Source organism: Lactiplantibacillus sp. B652, from assembly GCF_023806745.1.
GTDB classification, from domain to species: Bacteria; Bacillota; Bacilli; order Lactobacillales; family Lactobacillaceae; genus Lactiplantibacillus; species Lactiplantibacillus pentosus.
Genome location: NZ_JAMSKY010000016.1, coordinates 1 through 20,326 on the forward strand (window position 1 = coordinate 1; position 20,326 = coordinate 20,326).

Genomic DNA, 20,326 nt, shown 5'->3' on the forward strand with positions numbered 1-20,326 from the left:
TGAAGAACTTTCGTAGGATTGCAACGCGTTATGATAAGCTCGCTCATGTTTATCTGGCTACGGTCTACATTGCCTCAATTTGCATCTTACTTAAGTAGTTTTCAGACGGACCCTAGTGAATTATATTCTGTTAATCTTCTCAGTACTCAAATGCCAGAAAACATGATTGACACCGATTGAAAGTTTGCCTGAAGGGCCGGTCTCCTAATATTCAATGGTCAATTGCACCAAGATAGGTGGCCGTTCATCCGCCATTCGAGCGGCTTCCCGACTGGCCGGCCCGCCGGACAATGCTCAAGGGCGAAGTTCTTCTTGTCCGGGTGGTATTCCCGGGCTAGAAGAAGACTCGCATTTGAAATTGCGCAGTGGGTTTCTGCGTGAGTTCAAATCGATGTCCGCCCTGTTCCAGCGTTGTCAGCCAGCCCCGGAAGGCGGACTAGGACGCGCATCGGTTGACGAACAAGAATCCACTAAGTAAGTGGGCTTTGACACCGTCGCTGGCCCTCGCTATACTAAAGTTTGAAGTGAGGGATGACAGTTGAAAAATCATGAAGTGTTAGATTTGATTCAAGAGATTACCCGTAATGACGGGACAACTTACATGGAAATTGGCAATATGTTGATGAATGGTCGTGCCGAACTAGCTGCTGAACGGGGATTTATTAAGCAGGTCCGAATCTTGCAGTTGAATATTCCACATTCGACCCACGTGGTGAAATATGAGCAGTACATTAACGAAACCTTTACAATCCCGGATGAGAGTATGGATCATTGGGAAGAATGGACGAAGACACCGGAAATGCAAGAAGAAGTCGATATGATTTTGAAAGAAAACCATATTGGTTAAACGAAACACACCATCGTTCAGTGCATTACTGGTAGCAATTTAAGGGCATTATGATGGGTGACAGCGTGTTGAATGAGTCGCTTCAAACGCTGCGTTACAGGACATTCAACAACTCGATGCTAATTTAAATCAGAACCTAAGGAGAGTCGCCACAAGCAGACAGCGTTATGCTTGTGACGACTTTTTTGGGTGCCGTTGGGCGGGGAAAATAACTTACAAATCAAAAAATCCGTGGTATTATCGTTAAGCGTGCATAGGAGGGTGAGCCGTGACCGAATCATTATTACAATTTATTCAGAATCATTTTCAGACGCGTTTTCGGTTTCGCAACGGCTTTGAATCACGGTTGACCGTTCAAATTTTGACACGGCTAATCAGTGAGCATTCGGAAAGCTTATTATTAACACGACCAGAAATCGAGCATTTGGCGGGGTGTTCCCTAGATGCGCCAGAACGCGGCGCGAGTACTTCCCGAAGAGTGAAATGACGTTGTTAGAAACGGCGTTAGACGAGTTGACAACGCTCAGTGTCATGATAGTTCAAGACCAGGGACGGACACGTTATCCGTTGTTTCGGAGTGTCCAACTTGACCAAGTTTGTCAGCGCATCGTTTTTAATTTGAATTTAGACGTTTTACCCCAATTAACCAGTTGGGCCCAAGAACTTCAGCAAGAACAGGAGCGATATTAAGTGGCAAAAAGTGTGATTGAAACCTTACAAGACCACCGGACTCGGCGGCTGTTCACGGATGAACCCGTCAGTGATGACCAGTTAGCCGAAATTATCACGATGGCACAACGGATGCCGACCAGTCAGTATTTACAAGCGTATAGCTTGATTGAAATTACCAAACCAGCATTGCGGCAGCAATTAGCTGAGATTACCACGATGCCAACGGTCGGCGAACATGGCCGACTATTCGTGGTATTAGCAGACCAGCACCGTAACGTTCAGTTGGCACCGGGCGCAACTACGCGCCAAGCGCTCAGTGAGTTTGATCGGTTCGTCGGCAGTATTGAAGATGCCACGCTGATGACCGCGGCGATGGTGATGGTGGCCGAAAGTCTTGGACTAGGGACGGTCGTGCTGGGGTCAATCAACAATGATACGCAAGCGGTCATTGACGCGTTGAAGCTGCCCGACTTGACCCTGCCAGTATTTGGCTTGCAGCTGGGACATCCGGCTGACGTGCCAGAAGTGAAGCCCCGGCTAGGTCTTTCAGCAGTATTGTTTAAGGATCAATATGCAGAACCGACCACGTATCAAGAAGAGTTGACTCGTTTTGATGGCGTGTTGAATCAGTATTACCAACATCGTAGCAGTCATGCTCGGACCGAACATTTAGCCCACATGACGGCCGAAGCGACCCATTCAGCGGCCAAACGTCGGGAATTCTTGAATATTGCGCGTCGACAGGGGTTCTTGCCGGAACTAGATCACTAGTTAACGGGGGCAACTTGTTGCGACTAAGCGATATGAATCAGTATTGAATAGACTATAAATTAAGCGTTTGAAAGCCACGTCATCGAAGTTGAATCGATGGCGTGGCTTTTTGGCATGCTGTATGAGCACTGAGAGGAAGCGGCAGAGACGATGGCGTTTATTGGCGAAGCTTTCCAGGCTGATGATGAATGACTTCGATGATCTTGTGACAACTAATAACATCGACGAATAAGTTTTTAAGTTAAAATAAAATTAGTTATTCAAAAAACTCTCATTGTATTATAATTTAAAGCAAGCGTGATTCTGCCAATTCAAACTGATGCTTGTTTTAGCGTTTCAGACGCGAACCAGTTTCAACCGGCATAACTGTCCGTTGTGAGCAAACGCTATTGGTGCAATAGTCAATTGGCAGTATCCGGCAAATATAATCATTTTTGAGAGGGGGAATGACGATTGATCAATCCAAATTTTAGTAAGCTGGTCTTTGGGCGGGCCATCGGTAATGCCGGCGATAGTATTTACATGATTGCGATGAACTGGTTTATTCTCAAACTAACCGATAGTGCCTTGTGGATTGGCATCATGAACGCAGCCATTGTGTTGCCAGGCATTCTATTGTTTTTATTTGGGAGTACGATCGACAGGCATTCCAAGCGTCGATTGCTGGTGGCCGTTGAGTTCTCACAATTAGTGGTCGTCGTATTATTGATTGTGGCGTTGCTGGCGCACGTTAAGTTAGCGGGCGTCTACGTCATTTTGGTCTTCATCGCGGCGTTGTTCGGCTCCTTAGCCTATCCCATTCAAGACGCCTTGGTGCCATTGATTGTCAAAAAGGATGAACTGGTCCAGGCACAGGAATACATGTCGATTGCTTACAAGGGGACCGACTATGTGTTTAACGCGTTGTCGGGGTTCTTGATTGGGTTGTTGTCAGTACTTGGAATCCTCATTGCGGATGCAGTCACCTTCGTCGTGACGGTCCTGACGTTTAATCGAATCAAGGTGCACGAGCCGCACCACCAAACTGCCGAAACGTCTGAACCTTACTTTCAACAAGTACTGGTCGGCTTCAAGATCATTTCGAAAAATCGATTATTGGGCTTATTGACGTTTTCCAGTGCCGTTTTGAACTTCTTTTTCGGTGGGTTGAACACGTACGTGGTATTATTTGGCCGGCATTTTGGTGGTTCAATCTATTATGGAATTTTGGAATCAATGTCCGCAGTTGGGACGTTAGTGGGGATGACGTTGTTATACCGGAGTTTAAAACGATTGTCGGTTCGCGTTGCATATCTGATTGGCAATCTAGGTTGCACGATATTCATGTTCTTGACGGTCGTCACATTCAATCAATTTTGGGCGTTTGCGGTGGTCTATTTAGGAAGCTTTATTTTCCTAGGCTTGACCCAAGTGTATGAAACGCCAATGATTCAAGCCAGTGTGGCCGCAGATCAACTTGGTAAGGTCATGACCAGCTTTTATACCCTGGTCTCCATCACGCTCCCGTTAGGCTCAATCGCCTTTGCTTACCTAGCCGACCGCTTCGATTTACGACTCTTTCTCTTCTTATTCGGCGTATTCGACGCCGTGGTGTTCCTATTATTCGCGCTCAGCCGGTCCTTCAGGCGGGTGGATGACTTGCAATTATAATTAATTTGGCCGGTATACATATGGGGGCTGTGGTCAAATGAAAATCGGCGTTCCAACATCAGTGATTGCAATTGATGTTGGGACGCCGATTTTTGGTTAGTGTTTAAATAATTGCGCCGCTTTCACGGCTGTTTGCCAGCCCTGATAGAGGGTCGTGCGTTGTTCTTCAGACATCTGGGGCTTGAAAACGTGGCCGGCTTGGTGAATGGCTTTGATTTCAGCTAAGTCTTGCCAATAGCCGACTGCGAGCCCCGCTAAAAAGGCGGCCCCGAGCGCGGTTGTTTCTAGGTCAGCGGCCCGAATGATTTCGACGTTCGAGATGTCCGCCTGAAATTGCATCAACCAGTCATTACGGGTCGCACCGCCATCGACCATCAGTGTTGGCATGGTGATGTGGGCGTCGTGTTTCATCGTGTCGATGACGTCGCGGGATTGATAGGCCAGCGATTGGAGCGTTGCTTTGACAAAATCAGCCCGGGTCGTGCCGCGGGTCAAACCAAAGACGGCGCCACGAGTCTCAGAATCCCAGTACGGCGCGCCTAAACCAGTGAAGGCGGGGACGACATACACTTCGTCGTGACTAGTGGCTTGACGGGCTAGCGTTTCAGATTCAGGGGCCGTTTCAATCAGTTGCATGCCATCGCGGAGCCACTGAATCGCGGAACCAGCAACAAAAATCGAGCCTTCCAGGGCGTAATTGACTTCGCCGTTGAGACCGTATGCAATCGTGGTTAGGAGATTGTGGTCGGAAAGTTGCGGTTGTTGGCCGAGATTCATCACGGTGAAGGCGCCAGTGCCGTATGTATTCTTGACCATGCCGGGTTCAAACGCCATTTGACCAAATAAGGCGGCTTGCTGGTCACCGGCCATCCCACTGATTGGAATTTGGCTGCCATACAGCAAGTAATCCTTGGTTGTGCCGTAAATTTCAGAGTTAGAGCGCACCGTTGGCAACATCGCAGTTGGAATTCGCAACAGATCTAGAATCGTCTGATCCCATTGAAGGTCGTGAATGTTGAATAGCATCGTCCGACTCGCATTCGTGTAGTCGGTGACGTGCGTCGTCCCCCCAGTGAGTTTCCAGACCAACCAAGTATCGATTGTCCCAAAGAGCAGTTCGCCCTTTTCCGCACGTCGTTGGGCACCCGGAACATGGTCTAAAATCCACCGAATTTTAGTGGCCGAGAAGTAGGCGTCGGTCACCAGACCCGTGTGGCGATGAATCAGGTCCCCGTATCCGTCGGCGATGAGTTGTTCAGCCAGCGGAGCGGTTTGCCGTGACTGCCAGACGATCGCGTTGTGAATCGGGAGTCCAGTTTGTTTGTCCCAAACGACCGTCGTTTCACGTTGATTCGTGATGCCAATGGCTTTAATTTGATTGGGTTTCAGGTCAGCTGAGATAAGTACGTCCGCAATCGTTGATGAGACGGCGTTCCAGATTTCAGTCGCATTGTGTTCGACCCAGCCAGGTTGGGGAAAGTATTGTGGAAATTCACGCTGGGCCTCGGCGACCTTTTGACCGGCGTGATTGAAAATAATGGCCCGGGTACTGGTGGTCCCCTCATCGATGGCCATAATATATTGCGCAGACATAGTTGTTCCTCCAAGTTGTTGAAATCGATAACATCAAGTTTGAGTCTAGCACGCTTAAGAAAATTTGTGAATAAATATCAAAAACTTAATAAAGCCGGCAGGAGTGCCAACCTGGCTGGATTTTTGACGGCTGCACCCATACCAATCCGGATTGATGGCGTAAGGGCTACCATCGCCAATAGATTAATAAGTCGATTGTACAAGTGTTAGTAACGGTATTGAACGAAGATTAAGGAATGTTTGAAAAATAGACCAATCTGATTATAATGGGGAGTCATATCATTGAGAAATGGAGGATTCCCACCATGCAAAAACACCGATTTTATTTAAAAGGCTCGGCCGCGGAAGTCGCCTGGCTCAATCATCAAGCAGACGCTGGCTATCAACTCACCGCCATTCATGGATGTACGTACCAATTCGAAGCGACGCCAACTGCGAAGCACGTGGTCGCTGAATACTTGCCAAAGACGACCTTAGACCTGATGACCACCGTCTTCAAACCGTTCGCGACCCACGTCTTTCACGATGATTTGGCAGTGGTCTATTCCCCAGTGACACCGGAGCAACGGGTGGTCAATGATGATGCCCAGTACCGCCTAGCCGCTTATCGGCATGCGCGGGACGTCGCTCTGAATTGGCTGAATGGCTGGGTGCTCGCCATCTGGTTACTGATGAGTGCCGCAATCGTCTTGAGTTCTCAATTACAAGCCACACCGCTATTGACGCGAATCTTACTGACTAGTCTAGGCTTGGGTGCTGGCTTAATTGTCTTAGGAATCGTGATTGGTGCCCGCGCCGCATTGCGCTGCCACCGCGAAGTTTGCCGCTTGATTCAGGTGACCGGTGATGACCAAGATACCTGGAAACCAACTTTTCACGTGCTATTCAAACACCAAGCTGCGTTGCCAGATACGGAGCAGTGGGCAGACCTGGGCCAGTGGCAATTGACGATGCAAAACCAGCAGGGCGATTATTATTTTGATTTAAGAACGACCCTGAGTGAATTAGAGATTCGCCGCACGATTGCCAAGCTAGTCGCCGATAAGGACTTTACCGTCATGTCGTGGCTTGGTTTGTATTCCATTTGACCATTAAATAAAATCAATATGTGAAATTAGTGTGAATTATTTTAATAAATGCTTGTGTTTTATCAAAAAAGCGTGTATAAATAACGACATAGACATTGCCCGGTAGTTCAGCGGTAGAATAATTGACTGTTAATCAAGAGGTCGCTGGTTCGATCCCAGCCCGGGCAGTTGCTCAATGTCATGAATGGTTGTAGCGGTATCTTCAGAGATACCGCTTTTGTCGACATCATTACTAACCACTACCGGAAAATGGTGGTTAATCGGCTGCTCCGTAGCTTTAGAAAGTCTTAATTAAAAAAGTTCTGACAAACCTTGACTATTCTTGACTAAGCTCGTATACTTACTATATAAAAGTAAGTGGTGTAATGGCCCTTACTGAAACTTAGGAGGAATTCATCGTGACAGTAAACTTATATTATTCAACGTCCAGCAAGTCCAGTCGTAGTGCGCGCGCATGGTTAGTTGAAAACAACATTCCATTTAATGAACGCGACATTATTGCTAATCCTCTGGATCGCGATGAATTGAAACAAATCCTCCGGCTCACTGAAAATGGCTTCGAGGACATCGTTTCAACGCGTTCTAAGGCTTTTAAAGCATTGCACATTGATTTGGCGGACTTAGGTTTTAATCAGTTACTAGACCTATTAGTTGAAAAACCACAGCTACTCAAGCGGCCGATTATCTATGATGGCCGGCGACTCCAAATTGGGTATAACGAAGAAGATATTCGGGCATTTTTGCCTCGCTCAGTGCGTAAGTCTGAATTACGCGAAATTCAACAAAAACTCTATGATGACGACCAACAAGCAGTTGGCTAACTTTCATCATAACGTCGTTACAACTCGTAGCGGCGTTTTTTGTTTGCCATCAACTCGGCTAAGAAGACTAACCTCAATGCCTGCCTGAGTTGCAATTGCGAGTGACATTGAACCGCATCAAATGCCGCCGTTCCTGGTATATCAGCGATTGGAGCCGCTGACACAGGGTGAGGCTTAACTAGTTGCCGTTCGACCAAAATCAGGATTCAAAAGGCAAATGATTTGGTAAGGAATGGTGAATTGTGTACAATGTAAAAAGAATGAATAGGAATGGAGCGCATCAACATGAGTGAACAAGACCAAACTGCTTGGGCGATTCAAGCATTAACAGACCTGCGCACGGCGGATAATCAAGTCGTCATCGATAGTGTCATCAAAGTGTTAGATGACCAGCAAGCTGAAATCGAAAGCTTACGCGGATCAATGGAAGGGCAGCTCTGGAGCCCGACTAGTTGGCATCAGGACCAACAAGCCCGCCACGCCGGTCAGGACAATTCTAAAGCTTAAGTGATCAAGCTGTATTAGCGGGTAACACCAGTAAAGCTTGGTCCTTGACCCCTGAGCACAGCATCAAAAAAGTCGCGACACGTACTTGTGAAAAGACGTATCGCGACTTTTTTGTATGCCGATTTAGTTAGTGGCCATTTTTACTGATTCGTTGCCAACCGGCCCTTGCGCAGACTGACCGCGTGCACGATCATCGCGATGACGGCACCGATTAGAATGCCCAGCGTATTGGCAACAACGTCGTTAATATCACTACTGCGATTGATGAGCCAGTGCTGCGACATGAAGTATTGTAAGCTCTCGATGCCGGCGCTAATCAATAGGCCGGTCATGCCGATGCTAATCAATGAGCGTCGCTGGAATCGCCGTTTGAGCCCCCAGCCTAATGGGATGGTCAATAAGATGTTTTCGAGAAAGCCAACGCCATGGAAGTACAGCCGCGTCAAGTTGACCTGACCAAAGCCCGCTGGCATGACGTACAGTGAATGACCATCAACGGACAGTGGGGTGAATAAAATCACGCTCAGCCCGAATAAGTAAGCGAGTCCGAGTAGTCGCCAACCACGCTGCTTCGCGTTACGGGTCGCAACTAAGATGACTAAGCAACTGATCGTTGTCAGTAATAAGATAAACATGAAAGGTTCCCAGCGCATGCCAACCACTTCCTTTCTGATTTAGGTGACGAAATTCGTCATCTGCTTACCCTTATCTTAGCGGAAGTATCCGGAATGAAGTGGTTTCAGTAGCAGCCTTAAAGAACCTTTTATGGATTTAAACAAAACCTAAGCAAATCAACGTTGATGCAAATGGATGAATCATCTGTTTGTCAGCGTTGGCTTAACGTTGACAAACAATCGAGTAGCGGATGAATCGGAGCCAGCACAGTTGATGAATAAACACGCAACCCGATGGCAATCCGGCGACTGTTCCTAATCAGGCCCGCTTATTGCGTTTAACAGTCAGCGCGAGTCCAGCCACTAGTACGATGACAACCAGGCTAAACCAGAGTGCGATTTGAGTTCCGACCGTGGTTTGAAGCTGGCTGGCGGCGTGTGGGAGGACGGTGGCACCAAATGTCATCAGGACGGCCATGATGGTAGTTCCCAGTGACCCGGCGTATTGTTGCAAGGTGTTGAACAGCGCGTTACCATCGCCAATCAAGTGCGGTGGCAGTTGTTGTAAGCCATAAGTCAAGGCGTTGTTGAAGAGGCAGGCGAATCCAATCTGGAAAATCACGAAGCCGCCGACAATCAACGCGATTGACAGGTGACGAGCGGTTAAGGCCAAGCCTAACGTCGCGAGCACGATGAAACCACTCCCAATGAAAAACGGCAACCGTGCGCCTCGCCGGTCCATCAATTTACCAGCAAATGGCGAGATGATGGCGGCGCAGAGACTACCCGCCAGCAGCATGAGGCCTGAAATCAGGGCGTTTTTACCTAAGACTAATTGGGCGAAGTTCGGCAGGAGGAAGGTCATCCCAATCTGAATGAACTGAATCAAAAAGTAAATCAGCAGTGCGCGTGTGAAGTCGCCTTGTTTGAAAACGGTCAGGTTGATCAGCGGATGTGACGCTCGAGCAGCAATCATGATAAAGCCAATCAAAGCGACAATCGCTAGGAGAAGTGGCAAGCCGACATAAATTAGACTGAGACCGTGGCTGCTGAAGTTGTTGACGCCAAACAGCAGGCCAATCAGGGCAACGACGATGAGGATAAATTGGCGGCCAGGAAAGGCTAATCGTTGTGGGGCGTGCGGCTGTTGGATGGCTTGTGCAGTGACCAACCACGCAATCAGACCAAATGGTAGGGTAATGCCAAAAATCAAGCGCCAAGAAGCGAGTTGGGTGACTAAGCCGCCATACGTGGGGCCGAGTGAAGGGGCCAGGGCAATTAGCATGCCCGCCGTCCCAGTGAAACGGCCTTGGGATTCAAACGGAATTTGGGTCATGATTTGTGCGAAGACCAGTGGCAGTGCAAAGCCAGTCCCAATTGCTTGAATAATCCGGCCTAGCAGCAAGACCCATAGTGAGGGTGCCAGGGCACACAACAAACCACCGAGGACAAAGGCGCTACCGCCAATGTTGATAATCGTTTGCCAGTGAAAACGCGCTTGGATAAAGGCGGTGATCACCATCGTCGCGGCGACCGCTAACAAGTAAGCCGTGGTGACCCACTGCACGGTTTCGAGTGACGTGTTGAACTGGCGCATGAGTGTCGGGAACGTCACGTTCATCGACGTTTCGACTAGAATACCGCAAAAGGCGAGACTCGCTGCGCCAAAGATGGCGGCCTTGGTCCGCGTCGTGATTTGAGTTGAATTTGATGACATATAAAAACCTCCAGTGATCAAGGCCAGCTCGTTTCTGATGTGAAACGATGCTTTTCTTGGTCAACGGAGGTTCCGTGGCAAAGATATACAAGCATTTAAAGATGACCTTGTGTCATAATTGATTGCTTTAATGATGCTTTAAGCTTAGCATAATCTTTTTTAGATTGTCAGTAAAACTTACTCACTAACTTTTGCGTTTTGTTCAGCCAAGTTGGTTAAATGTTCGAATAGGATTCCTTCACGCAGCCCATTTTGAGAGAAAATCATCCGGTCAGAGTCTAAGAAACGCATCAGACTGATGGCGGGCACCATACCACCGACGATAATGTCGGCCCGGTCCTTGGCGAGTCCCGGAATCGCAGCCCGACCAGCCGCATCTTGTGCGATGACGGTATTAAACGTGTCGTAAATCGCGTTATCGCGCAGTCGGTAGCCATGAATATCCTCAAAATTCAAAATATTACATTGGCGCCGATTGATTTTCGCTAACGTCCGGTTACTGCCGCCTAAGCAGACGAGTGGCAAGTTCAAGCCGTTGCGTAACCACCAGACGCTATTAAAAATTTTATCAACAAAGGTCATCGTTTGGAATAACTGACTCGCGCTGACTTGGTCATTGAGGCCAAATTTTTCAGACAGGCTCACCGCGCCAATCGGGAGGCTGATCAATTCCTTGGCCTGGCCATTGGTGATCAAGACGAGTTCGCAGCTACCACCGCCAGTATCGACCATCACACAGTTAGTCGTGGGCAGGGTGTTCACAACGCCGAGATAGTCGTAGTAAGCCTCAGTAGTGCCCGGAATCACTTCAATATCCAATCCGACTTCACTTTTGACCCGCTTGAGGAATTTCTTTTGATTACTAGCTTTACGGGTCGCAGCCGTAGCGACTGCTTTAATCGTTAAGTTGGGCAAAGTTTCGTAGACGGCCGCAAAGGATTTGAGGGCCGCAATGGTGCGGTCGATGGCATCTGGTTGTAAGGTCGGTTTGTCCGTCGCGTTTTCGTTAGCGGATAGACGCACCATCTCCTTTAAGCGGTGCGTCACGGTGTAACTGCCATCTTCTTGAATCTGCGTAATCGTCATTCGACACGAGTTAGAACCTAAGTCAATGACCGCGAAATTTTCCATTGCTAATCATCCTCTCTATCTAGATCTGAAGCGTCTGGTTCGTTTTTAGGGCTCATCATTGGAATAAACTGGTGGGCGTTACTTGTCGGTGTCGCTTCACCGTGGTCCTCCTTGACGGCTTGTTCAGCTTCCTGAATAAACGTCGCTTGTGAATCGAGCACTTCTAGGCCCCGGCCATCAACGCGCGTGTACGTATTGTCTGGTTGTAAAATCCGGGTCTTAACGGTATCGGCCCACATCGTCGCAAAAATGTTCATCGCACGGTGACTGATTTCGGGTTGCAACAGTGGAAAGAGCAATTCCACCCGCCGATTCAAGTTCCGTGTCATCATGTCCGCACTCGATAGGTAAATCTGCGGTTCGCCGTCATTACTGAAATAGTAGATTCGACTGTGTTCTAGCAGCCGACCGATAATCGAGTGAACTTCAATATTATCTGAGACACCTTTGATACCGGTCCGTAAGCAACAGATGCCCCGAATGATCAGCTGAATTTTAACGCCCGCATGGGAAGCTTCATAGAGTTTGCTAATAATTTGCGGGTCAGATAGTGAGTTCATCTTCATCTTAACGACAGCTGGCCGTCCCGCCTTGGCAATCGCGATTTCATCGTCAAGTTTTTCGTTGATGAAGTCGCGAATGCCATCTGGTGAGATGTGCAGCTTGTGGAAGTACGGAGGCTCCGAATAGCCGGACAACATGTTGAAAATGTTGGAGGCATCGATGCCCATGTCAGTATCCGCGGTGAACAGCCCCATATCGGTATAAAAGTGGGCGGTGACGTCGTTATAATTACCAGTTCCCATGTGCATGTAGCGCTTGATACCTTCGTTTTCACGACGTACGACTAACGCCAACTTGCAGTGGGTCTTGAGGCCAATCAAACCGTAGATGACGTGACAGCCCATTTCTTCAAGCTTTTTAGCCCAGTGCACGTTGTTTTCTTCATCAAACCGGGCCTTGACTTCGACCAGTACCGTGACTTGTTTGCCATTCTGCGCCGCTTGTCCGAGGTACTTGATGATTGGTGAGTCCGCCGAGACCCGGTACAAGGTCATCTTAATGGCCAATACATCGTTATCTTCGGCAGCTTCGCGGATGAAATCGACCACGGGTTTGAAATCATCATATGGATATTGCATCAAGATGTCATGATCCTTGATGAGGTCAAAAATCGAACGTTCACGGTATTTCGCCGGATAGTACGCACGATATTTCGGGTAGTTCAAGTCGTCATGACCCTGGACTGCCTTCACAAGCTTGGATAAGAAGGTCAAATTGAGTGGCCCGTTGATGACGTACAGGGTACTTTCACTAATGCCAAGCGCTTTGGCCAAACGAGTCCGTTGATGCTTGCTCATGCTTTTTTCAACTTCCAGCCGCATGACTTTACCACGTTCACGCATCTTCAGTTGTTTCTGGACTTCTTTTAACAGGTCAGACGTATCTTCCTCAGCAACGTCTAAGTCCAGATCCCGCATGACCCGGTAGCAGCTCGTCTCCTTGACCGTATAGTTGATAAATAGGGAACCGACAAACGCCTTGATGATTTCTTCAATCAAAATAAACTGATTGGGTTTGCCAGGTAAGACAACGACCCGTGGAAAGACGTCTGGGACTTGGACGGTCGCAAATTTGCGGTCCTTTTTATCACCATTTTTATAAATCCGTAGCGCAATATTTAAGGTGTTATTGCCAATGAATGGGAAGGGCCGTGAAGAATCATCCGCCATCGGGGTCAACGCCGGGTAGAGTTCATCATCAAAATAATTTTTGACAAACGTGTGTTGTTCTTCATTTAAGTCTGCCATCGTCAACAGGTGAATGTCATGTTGTTCTAGTAACGGCAACAGAGAACGATTCAAGGTGTTATATTGCCGTTTGACCATTTCATGCGCCTTGTCGTTAATGGCCGCGACTTGATCAGCGGCGGTCAATCCAGCCGGGTCCGGCTTAGTATAATTGACCGACATTAATTTGCGTAATGACGCGACCCGCACCGTGAAGAACTCGTCGAGGTTGCTCTGTGTGATGCCTAAGAAGCGCACCCGTTCGAGGAGCGGATTGTCCTTATCGCGGGCTTCATCCAAGACGCGATAATTAAAATCAAGCCAGCTAAGTTCACGGTTGGTATAATAACTTTCTTTGTGATAATTCATTTTAACGAACCCCCCGTTGTTTGATGACTGGTGTTAAACCAAAGACTTCTTTGAAAAAGGCTGCTTTTTGAGCGAAGACCCAATTCTCTAAGAAAAGGTCGTCGTGGGCAAAGCAGGTGATGATGACGCGTGGATTACGAATCGAAACGGAGATCTTGTCGACTTTTTGTTTGCGACCATCATCGAGTGCGTCCGCAATCCGTAAAATCGCTGACAGCTTCGAGACTAACAACCGCTGTTCGACTTGCAAGTTGGCAAAGTGCCGAATATCTTTCGAAGGGGTCTGTGCACTGTGATAACGTGAAATCAGTGCGACAATCCGTTTTTCAGTATCGGTCAGGCCCATTAATTCAGTTGCTTGTAAGATGTAGTCTGAATGTAGGTAATGTTGATGTGGATCGACATAACTCCCCACGTCATGGACGATAGCGGCAACTTGCAGCAGTAACCGATCGCGTTTGCCAAGGTGGTGTAGCGGCTTTAATTGGTCGAATAGGTGTAATGAGAACTTCGTGACCAGGTCGCGATGCTTCGGTTCGACATTGTAGCGGTCGGCAATATTCTTGGCCGCAGTGACGATTTGGTCGTTGAAGTTATACTTCTTATAGCCCAGCTTAATGGCTTCTTGGATAATCAGGCCATCGAGGACCGTGACGTTACCCAGCCAAATCTTTTCGGCATTCGTGAGCTGAAGTAGTTCGTTGATCAAGAGTAGTTCCGGCACGATCAGGCGGACATCTTCCTCGTCGACTTCGTATTTATCCATTAAATACTGATCCGAGGCGTTGATGACGTCATCGTAGAGTGCTTGAAAATCAGCCTTACTGAGTTCTTCAACCCCGGCTTTGGATTGTTGTTGCCGAAAGAGGGTCGCAAAGGGTGCCACACCTAACATCACGACGTTACTAGGTTGGTCGCGATGCCCAGGCAGGAAGCGCCCGAAATCAATGATTTGACTAGAAATATAATCATCGAGTACTTCGACATAATTAGGCACACTCGATTGCAAGTTTTCCAGCACTTCCGCAATCCGAACGGGTCCCAAGCGCAGACTGCGTGAATAAATAAAGTTACTCTGGTCGTAATGTGAAATACCGACACTCCCGGAATTGATTCCGAGGAGGTAAGTCGGTTTCGTAATCATTTCCTTGAAACGTGGAAAGTGGACGGCAATCGCGACGGAGCGCAGATAAGTTTCCTGACTACTGGAGAGCCAATCGATTTTGAGGCCTGTGCGCACGAGTAACTGGTCTTGAATATAGTCAGCGTTATTGGCGGATGATAAAGACCACGATCCCCATAAATGGTAGTCCTTAACCCCGTAATCGTTCATAATCTGCACGAAGCCACTCAACGCTTGTGCGGCCTGTTCCACTGAATCATAGTCGATCGTATGCTGATCGTAAATATCTTCCCCAAGTGAAACGTCGGAACGAACCCGTTCGACTTGGCGGAGTGTTCTTAAATTGACAATCGACAATTCAATACTTTGAACGTTGATCATCATAATTCCAAATAATTTTGCTGCCATGGCGATCCCCCATTTAATGAATTCCTGACCCCGATTAGGTTAAAGTCATGTAATTATTTTTAGTTTAACACAGGTTGAGGTTAGTTAAATTAGTATTTTACTAGTACCAGCGTTAGCTAGCGCTTCTAGGTTATATTCGAAAATTAAGATTACATCAACTTGTCTTGAGCGGTGTTGGTGCAAATGGACCGGGTATGATTAAAGTTCGTTAGTTTGTAGGGTCAAAACCGTCAGCTCAAGCCCGCTGGAAATAAGGGCAAATTAAAGTAAACCTGCAGTGGTAGGCGCGTCCTAGGCCGGCTTCCAGGCATTCTGGGCAATGGCCGGAACGTGGTGGACGCAGATTTAAGCCGACAACCCACGTCTTAAATACTGGTCTTTCACGCTGGCTGCGATATGGGCGAAACGTGCTCGGGTCAGACTGGGACTTCCGGTTAGCTACGCCAGAACGCCAAGCGGAAGTTCGCCGCTTAACGCTCTAGCTAGGCTAATCCTCAGTCCCAACCCGTCTGAACCTCACACTCTGATAAGCACTTGGCCTTGCCCAGAATGCCTTCCAGCCGGGATGGTATTCGAAAGGCAGACATGGGCGGACGCAACTTTTTAATGGACTGGGCATTGATTCTTAGTAAACAGTTGTTTTGGCAATCAACTTTAAGACTGGTTTTCAGTAATTTTGAGGTTGCTTTACTCGTATTTTAATTCTAGAAATCGTCAATAATATTGAACATTTGCAAAATCTTCATAGTTGACTGAGCGGCTGAAGGCCTGATTTGAAGGCAATTGGCACTATTATCGTCTAATTGTAAGGCCATTTTTCATTGGGGTAAGCAATTATTTTTAGGTGATTTTACCGGTATACAAATGACGTAAATCAGCAGCGATATAATTCAAAGTTCATCTGAAGGACGGCCACTAAACATTCAGTGGTCAATTGTACCCAGATAGGTGGTCGTTCATCCGCCATTCGAGCGGTTTCCCGACTGGAGGGGCTGGCGGACAATGCTCAGTAGCCAAATTATTCTTAGTCGGAAGTGTTTTTCTTCCGGCTTAGAATAAGACTCGTATTTGAAATTGCGCAGTGACTGCCTGCGTGAGTTCAAATCGACGTCGGCTACGTTCCAGCAATTGTCAGCCGGCCCCGGAGGTCAGAATAAGGCGCGCACCGGCTGACGAACAGAAATCTGACCCACGCGCCAGTAACTAAAAAGGGCGTGGTTCAGCAGTAACGAGTACCCTGAACCACGCTAGCGACAGTTATAAAATCTCGTGATTATCGATAATTAGTTTGTTCAGATGTTTTTCAACTCGTTTATCGGCTGGTGGTAATTGCATATAGTCGCCGTACATCCGCGTTAGCACGGCATCATAAGCTTTGGGCACGTGAACTTGAAGTGTCTCGAACGGCACGGTCGTCAATTCAGTTAATTCACGATAGGACATGATTTCTTTATCGTAATCATACTGTGACGCTAAGTTTTTGTAGGTCCGTGAGTCGGATTGTTCATACAAGCGCATGTATTCTTCGCGTTCCTGCTTGTGCCGGTTGACTTCGGCAAGCTGTTCAGGCGTGTGTTTGCTTAAGATGTTGCGTAGCGGTGTTTTGACAAAATTATAGTTGAGTTTGAGCAAAATCGCGGCATCCGTTAACTTATAATGAAGCATCTGTGAGCGGCGTAAGGCCTCGTCATCAGGAATCTTGTCGAATGGAAAAATATCAACGAACACGCCTTTGAACGCGTTATTGACGTTATTCTTTTCTTCGATATAAGTGTTGACGTCCAGTAACTTCATATAACTGAGGGCGTAATCTGGATCCGAGGCGCCCGTTTGGAGAAAATACTGGTTCGGGTCCAGGTGACGATTGGCGACGGCGATAAAGCGCTGGTAGTCGCGACGTCGCATGCCAATGTCGATGTCATCGTCCCACGGGATGAAGCCGTGATGGCGGATGGCACCCAGTAGCGACCCGCCAATCAAAAAGTAGTCGATGTTTTCAGCGTCACAAATATCAATGACGACTTGCATGAGGCGTAATTCGACGCGATGTAAAGGTGTCAAAGGCATAGTTTTCGTCTCCGTTTCCGTAAGCGGTTTATCATACTTCAATCATACACTTAGTCACTGAAAATTGTTAGGGAGGATGCTTAACAATGTGAAATGCGGGTAATTACATGCAAAATAGTTAAAGGCGTGATATATTCGAACAAAAGTAATGAAGTGATGGTGATCGCGATGAATAATGATGAATTAAGCAAATTGCTAAATGATTATTTTGAGGCATACCAAAATACAACTAAAATTATGATGGACTTGGTGGCTTGGCCATTAAGTCAAAATAAGCTGTCGTTTGAACAATTTTTGATTTTACGGCGGATTGCGACCACTGAAGACGTGACGCTCAACGATATTGCCATTCAGCGGCAAGTGACGCGCAGTGCGATTTCACGGCAAGTCAAGTCGCTATTGATGCAACATTATGTATTCCAAGTACCGGATCCACGTGACCGGCGTCGGCTGTATCTGCATTTAACGGAACGTGGGCAACAAGTTGAACGGGTCGTCGACCAAGCAATTACGCAACATTTTGATCACTGGGTCAATCAGTTAGGGGCACCGCAAATCGACCAAGTCCTCCAGATGATGGAGACGTTTAGTCAACAGGTTACTGACTTGGGCGAACCGCAGTCACACCCCGTCCTTCACTAGGTTCTACTGAATCTAAATGGTACTGAGGTGAGTAGTCGTCTGCAAGTTATCATAGTAAGTAGGAAAAACATAGGCGCGACAGGAATTTATAACTGAATTCTTGTCGCGCCTATTGTGTTTGGACTGCTATTTAAAGTGAGCAGGACGTATTCGCTGTGGGGACGATCCGTTTGAACCCGGAATCGTGCTCATGAGACTGCAGCGAGACTCATGAAAGTTGCAACGACTAATGTGGATCTAGCCAATGGTCGTTGCGGCTAACTTAGTGTTTAAAAAAGTTATGGTACACGCCTTCGCAAGCTTCCAGGAACATCCCGATGGCCATCAAATACATGGCGAGCATGTTTTGCATGGTGAAGACCAGGTAGAGTAAGACTGCATACAGTACCAAAAAGAAGACTGCGGTGAATTTGGAACCAGCCATTCAAATCACCTCTTAAATCAAATTTTGATAAGTGGTTACATGGCATAATGGCGGTTCGGTCTGATGGCTAAAGCCGACATTAAAACAATGAACACGCTTTAATTAACTTTATTTTAACGCAAGCTTTAATGAATTGAAAATCGCATTTAATTCGAATGATAATTATTTACCGTTCGGTTATTGCATTTAATTGGACATAATGATACGATTAAACACGTTAAAAGAACGAGTAAACACGAACGTTTACAAATGTGCAATTATCATTTAAGGCGAATAACTGGAGGGAATCATGAATAAAATTGCGGCATATTTTAATTTTTCAGAATTGAAAACGTCAATGCGGACGGAAGTCTTGGCCGGATTGACGACTTTTGTCTCAATGGCTTATATCCTATTTGTTAACCCAAGTGTCCTGGGTGCATCCGGGATGGATAAAGGGGCGGTCTTCACCGCCACGGCCTTGGCTTCAGCGTTAGGGTGTTTACTGATGGGGTTAGTGGCGAAGTATCCCATCGCCATCGCGCCCGGCTTAGGGGTCAACGCCTTCTTTACGTATTCGGTGGTTATCGGGATGGGTGTCAAATGGCAGACCGCACTTGCCGGCGTCTTCATTGCCGCTGTTATCTTCATTATCATTACGATTTTTAAGTTACGGGAAATGATTATTGATGCGATTCCCCGTGATATGAAGCTGGCAATTTCTGCTGGGATTGGTTTTTTTATCGCCTTCATCGGGTTACACGGTGGTGGTTTGATCGTGGCGAACAAGTCCACGGTGGTCGGCTTAGGTTCACTGACCGTTGGGACGACTTGGTTGACTATTTTTGGCCTGATTGTTACGTTGATTCTGATGAGTCGCAAAGTGCCCGGTGGGATTTTCATTGGGATGGTGCTGACGTCAATCTTGGGCTTAGTCACTGGCTTAATTAAAATGCCATCGACGATCGTTTCAGGCGCCCCTTCATTAAAACCAACTTTTGGGGTCGCACTGGCGCACATTGGTGACATTAATTCGTTACAATTAATCATTGTCGTTTTGACTTTCTTATTAGTCACGTTCTTCGATACGGCCGGCACGCTGGTCGGTTTAGCCGAACAAGCTGGTTTTATGAAAAACAACAAGATGCCGCGGGTCGGTAAAGCCTTGATGGCCGATTCGACTTCCATGTTAGTCGGTTCAGTGCTTGGGACTTCACCAACTTCAGCGTACGTTGAATCCTCCGCTGGGATCGCCGTGGGTGGCCGCTCAGGAATGAGTGCCGTGGTTACCGGTGCCTTATTCATCTTTGGACTGTTCTTCTCACCACTATTAAACGTGGTCACGGACCAAGTTACGGCACCCGCTTTAATTATCGTTGGGGTCTTGATGGCGCAATCCTTGAAGCAAATCAATTGGGAACGCTTTGAAATTGCCGTCCCTGCATTCTTGACTGTGATTGGGATGCCACTGACTTACAGTATTTCTGACGGGATCGCCTTGGGCTTTATCGCGTATGTCATTACGATGGTGGCCACTAAGCATGCTAAGGAAGTTCACCCATTAATGTACGTGCTCTTCTTCGTCTTTATTATCTTCTTATGGATTCTAAACGTCTGATGATGGACAATGCTTCATCATTGATTTGAATATTATTGAAACTTGTGTGATGCGGGTTTCGTTAAATTGGCAGTCATTCCCAATTGGGGAGGGCGGCCAATTTTTTTGCGTGCAACTATGGTGATCATTTAGCGTAACCTATGATAAAACAGACATATGTGTACCAGTCTTTTGATGGACGAGGATGTAAATTAGCCGATGAACAGTAGGTTAACACAATGGCATGCATGTAATCATGAAGTAACATGCGACCTGAAAAATCAAAGTAGTTAAGCGCAAAAAATCAAAACTTGCGCGTTGTGCTAGTTATTCTTTAGCCTTAAAGATGGTTAAATCATGACAAGTTGGCGTCCTGTTCGTCAGCCGATGCGCGCCTTAGTCCGACCTCCGGGGCTGGCTGACAACGCTGGAACAGGGCGGACATCGATTTGAACTCACGCAGAACCCCACTGCGCAATTTCAAATACGAGTCTTCTTCTAGCCCGGGAAGACCAC

17 protein-coding genes, 1 tRNA gene and 1 pseudogene are annotated in these 20,326 nt (G+C 47.3%); 11 read left to right on the forward strand and 8 right to left on the reverse strand.

Going from position 1 to position 20,326, the window contains the following annotated elements; all coding sequences use genetic code 11:
* From MZO40_RS14885 to MZO40_RS14905, 5 genes and pseudogenes are all read left to right on the forward strand, one after another.
* Positions 1-98 (forward strand): annotated as a pseudogene (locus MZO40_RS14885) (IS5/IS1182 family transposase); the annotation flags it as partial.
* 440 nt (positions 99-538) lie between these two features.
* Positions 539-847, forward strand: a complete 309-nt coding sequence (locus tag MZO40_RS14890; RefSeq protein WP_003637905.1) for a hypothetical protein — start codon at positions 539-541, stop codon at positions 845-847.
* Positions 848-1,336: 489 nt separating this feature from the next.
* Entirely contained in the window at positions 1,337-1,537 is a 201-nt protein-coding gene (locus MZO40_RS14895) for a hypothetical protein (RefSeq protein ID WP_225367263.1), read from the forward strand.
* A complete protein-coding gene (locus MZO40_RS14900) occupies positions 1,538-2,290 on the forward strand; it encodes a nitroreductase family protein (RefSeq protein ID WP_105921934.1) in 753 nt (250 codons plus the stop codon).
* Positions 2,291-2,743: 453 nt separating this feature from the next.
* A complete protein-coding gene (locus MZO40_RS14905; RefSeq protein ID WP_105961950.1) occupies positions 2,744-3,940 on the forward strand; it encodes an MFS transporter in 1,197 nt (398 codons plus the stop codon).
* Positions 3,941-4,036: 96 nt separating this feature from the next.
* Here MZO40_RS14905 and glpK read toward each other — a convergent pair whose 3' ends face one another.
* Entirely contained in the window at positions 4,037-5,533 is a 1,497-nt protein-coding gene (gene glpK, locus MZO40_RS14910) for a glycerol kinase GlpK (protein WP_003637909.1), read from the reverse strand.
* Between the two features lie 305 nt (positions 5,534-5,838).
* On the opposite strand from glpK, the gene MZO40_RS14915 reads away from it, so the two are divergent.
* From MZO40_RS14915 to MZO40_RS14930, 4 genes are all read left to right on the forward strand, one after another.
* Complete coding sequence (locus MZO40_RS14915) at positions 5,839-6,621, forward strand: hypothetical protein (protein ID WP_105961951.1); 783 nt, start codon at positions 5,839-5,841, stop codon at positions 6,619-6,621.
* A gap of 96 nt (positions 6,622-6,717) precedes the next feature.
* Positions 6,718-6,789: transfer RNA gene (locus MZO40_RS14920), tRNA-Asn, on the forward strand.
* Positions 6,790-7,019: 230 nt separating this feature from the next.
* Positions 7,020-7,442, forward strand: coding sequence for a Spx/MgsR family RNA polymerase-binding regulatory protein (locus MZO40_RS14925; protein ID WP_003637911.1), 423 nt, complete (start codon positions 7,020-7,022; stop codon positions 7,440-7,442).
* Between the two features lie 285 nt (positions 7,443-7,727).
* Entirely contained in the window at positions 7,728-7,949 is a 222-nt protein-coding gene (locus MZO40_RS14930) for a hypothetical protein (RefSeq protein ID WP_003637912.1), read from the forward strand.
* Positions 7,950-8,089: 140 nt separating this feature from the next.
* On the opposite strand, the gene MZO40_RS14935 is transcribed toward MZO40_RS14930, so the two are convergent.
* The 6 genes from MZO40_RS14935 to MZO40_RS14960 form a co-directional block, all read right to left on the reverse strand.
* Entirely contained in the window at positions 8,090-8,602 is a 513-nt protein-coding gene (locus MZO40_RS14935) for a VanZ family protein (RefSeq protein ID WP_105921932.1), read from the reverse strand.
* A gap of 280 nt (positions 8,603-8,882) precedes the next feature.
* Complete coding sequence (locus tag MZO40_RS14940; protein ID WP_101873961.1) at positions 8,883-10,280, reverse strand: DHA2 family efflux MFS transporter permease subunit; 1,398 nt, start codon at positions 10,278-10,280, stop codon at positions 8,883-8,885.
* A 177-nt stretch (positions 10,281-10,457) separates the two neighbouring features.
* Entirely contained in the window at positions 10,458-11,411 is a 954-nt protein-coding gene (gene ppx, locus MZO40_RS14945; protein ID WP_003637915.1) for an exopolyphosphatase, read from the reverse strand.
* 2 nt (positions 11,412-11,413) lie between these two features.
* Positions 11,414-13,570: an RNA degradosome polyphosphate kinase gene (locus MZO40_RS14950; RefSeq protein WP_050339091.1), complete on the reverse strand. Its 2,157-nt coding sequence runs from the start codon at positions 13,568-13,570 to the stop codon at positions 11,414-11,416.
* 1 nt (position 13,571) lies between these two features.
* Positions 13,572-15,101, reverse strand: a complete 1,530-nt coding sequence (locus tag MZO40_RS14955) for an HD domain-containing protein (protein WP_050339090.1) — start codon at positions 15,099-15,101, stop codon at positions 13,572-13,574.
* A 1,257-nt stretch (positions 15,102-16,358) separates the two neighbouring features.
* The gene (locus MZO40_RS14960; RefSeq protein ID WP_105961952.1) at positions 16,359-17,168 is read right to left on the reverse strand and encodes a phosphorylcholine transferase LicD; all 810 of its coding nucleotides are present in this window, start codon (positions 17,166-17,168) and stop codon (positions 16,359-16,361) included.
* A 168-nt stretch (positions 17,169-17,336) separates the two neighbouring features.
* Here MZO40_RS14960 and MZO40_RS14965 point away from each other — a divergent pair, with 168 nt between their 5' ends.
* The gene (locus MZO40_RS14965; RefSeq protein ID WP_050339291.1) at positions 17,337-17,810 is read left to right on the forward strand and encodes a MarR family winged helix-turn-helix transcriptional regulator; all 474 of its coding nucleotides are present in this window, start codon (positions 17,337-17,339) and stop codon (positions 17,808-17,810) included.
* Positions 17,811-18,072: 262 nt separating this feature from the next.
* Here MZO40_RS14965 and MZO40_RS14970 read toward each other — a convergent pair whose 3' ends face one another.
* Positions 18,073-18,234, reverse strand: coding sequence for a hypothetical protein (locus MZO40_RS14970; protein ID WP_003637920.1), 162 nt, complete (start codon positions 18,232-18,234; stop codon positions 18,073-18,075).
* A 289-nt stretch (positions 18,235-18,523) separates the two neighbouring features.
* On the opposite strand from MZO40_RS14970, the gene MZO40_RS14975 reads away from it, so the two are divergent.
* Positions 18,524-19,831, forward strand: a complete 1,308-nt coding sequence (locus MZO40_RS14975; RefSeq protein ID WP_050339088.1) for an NCS2 family permease — start codon at positions 18,524-18,526, stop codon at positions 19,829-19,831.
* The last annotated feature ends 495 nt before the right edge of the window (positions 19,832-20,326 follow it).

Bases quoted from the DNA above. Each gene is read 5' to 3' on its own strand.
- MZO40_RS14955 (WP_050339090.1), bottom strand. From the start codon at position 15,101: ATGGCAGCAAAATTATTTGGAATTATGATGATCAACGTTCAAAGTATT.
- MZO40_RS14940 (WP_101873961.1), bottom strand. From the start codon at position 10,280: ATGTCATCAAATTCAACTCAAATCACGACGCGGACCAAGGCCGCCATC.
- ppx (WP_003637915.1), bottom strand. From the start codon at position 11,411: ATGGAAAATTTCGCGGTCATTGACTTAGGTTCTAACTCGTGTCGAATG.
- MZO40_RS14950 (WP_050339091.1), bottom strand. From the start codon at position 13,570: ATGAATTATCACAAAGAAAGTTATTATACCAACCGTGAACTTAGCTGG.
- MZO40_RS14960 (WP_105961952.1), bottom strand. From the start codon at position 17,168: ATGCCTTTGACACCTTTACATCGCGTCGAATTACGCCTCATGCAAGTC.
- MZO40_RS14970 (WP_003637920.1), bottom strand. From the start codon at position 18,234: ATGGCTGGTTCCAAATTCACCGCAGTCTTCTTTTTGGTACTGTATGCA.
- MZO40_RS14935 (WP_105921932.1), bottom strand. From the start codon at position 8,602: ATGCGCTGGGAACCTTTCATGTTTATCTTATTACTGACAACGATCAGT.
- MZO40_RS14930 (WP_003637912.1), top strand. From the start codon at position 7,728: ATGAGTGAACAAGACCAAACTGCTTGGGCGATTCAAGCATTAACAGAC.
- MZO40_RS14965 (WP_050339291.1), top strand. From the start codon at position 17,337: ATGAATAATGATGAATTAAGCAAATTGCTAAATGATTATTTTGAGGCA.
- MZO40_RS14975 (WP_050339088.1), top strand. From the start codon at position 18,524: ATGAATAAAATTGCGGCATATTTTAATTTTTCAGAATTGAAAACGTCA.
- glpK (WP_003637909.1), bottom strand. From the start codon at position 5,533: ATGTCTGCGCAATATATTATGGCCATCGATGAGGGGACCACCAGTACC.
- MZO40_RS14915 (WP_105961951.1), top strand. From the start codon at position 5,839: ATGCAAAAACACCGATTTTATTTAAAAGGCTCGGCCGCGGAAGTCGCC.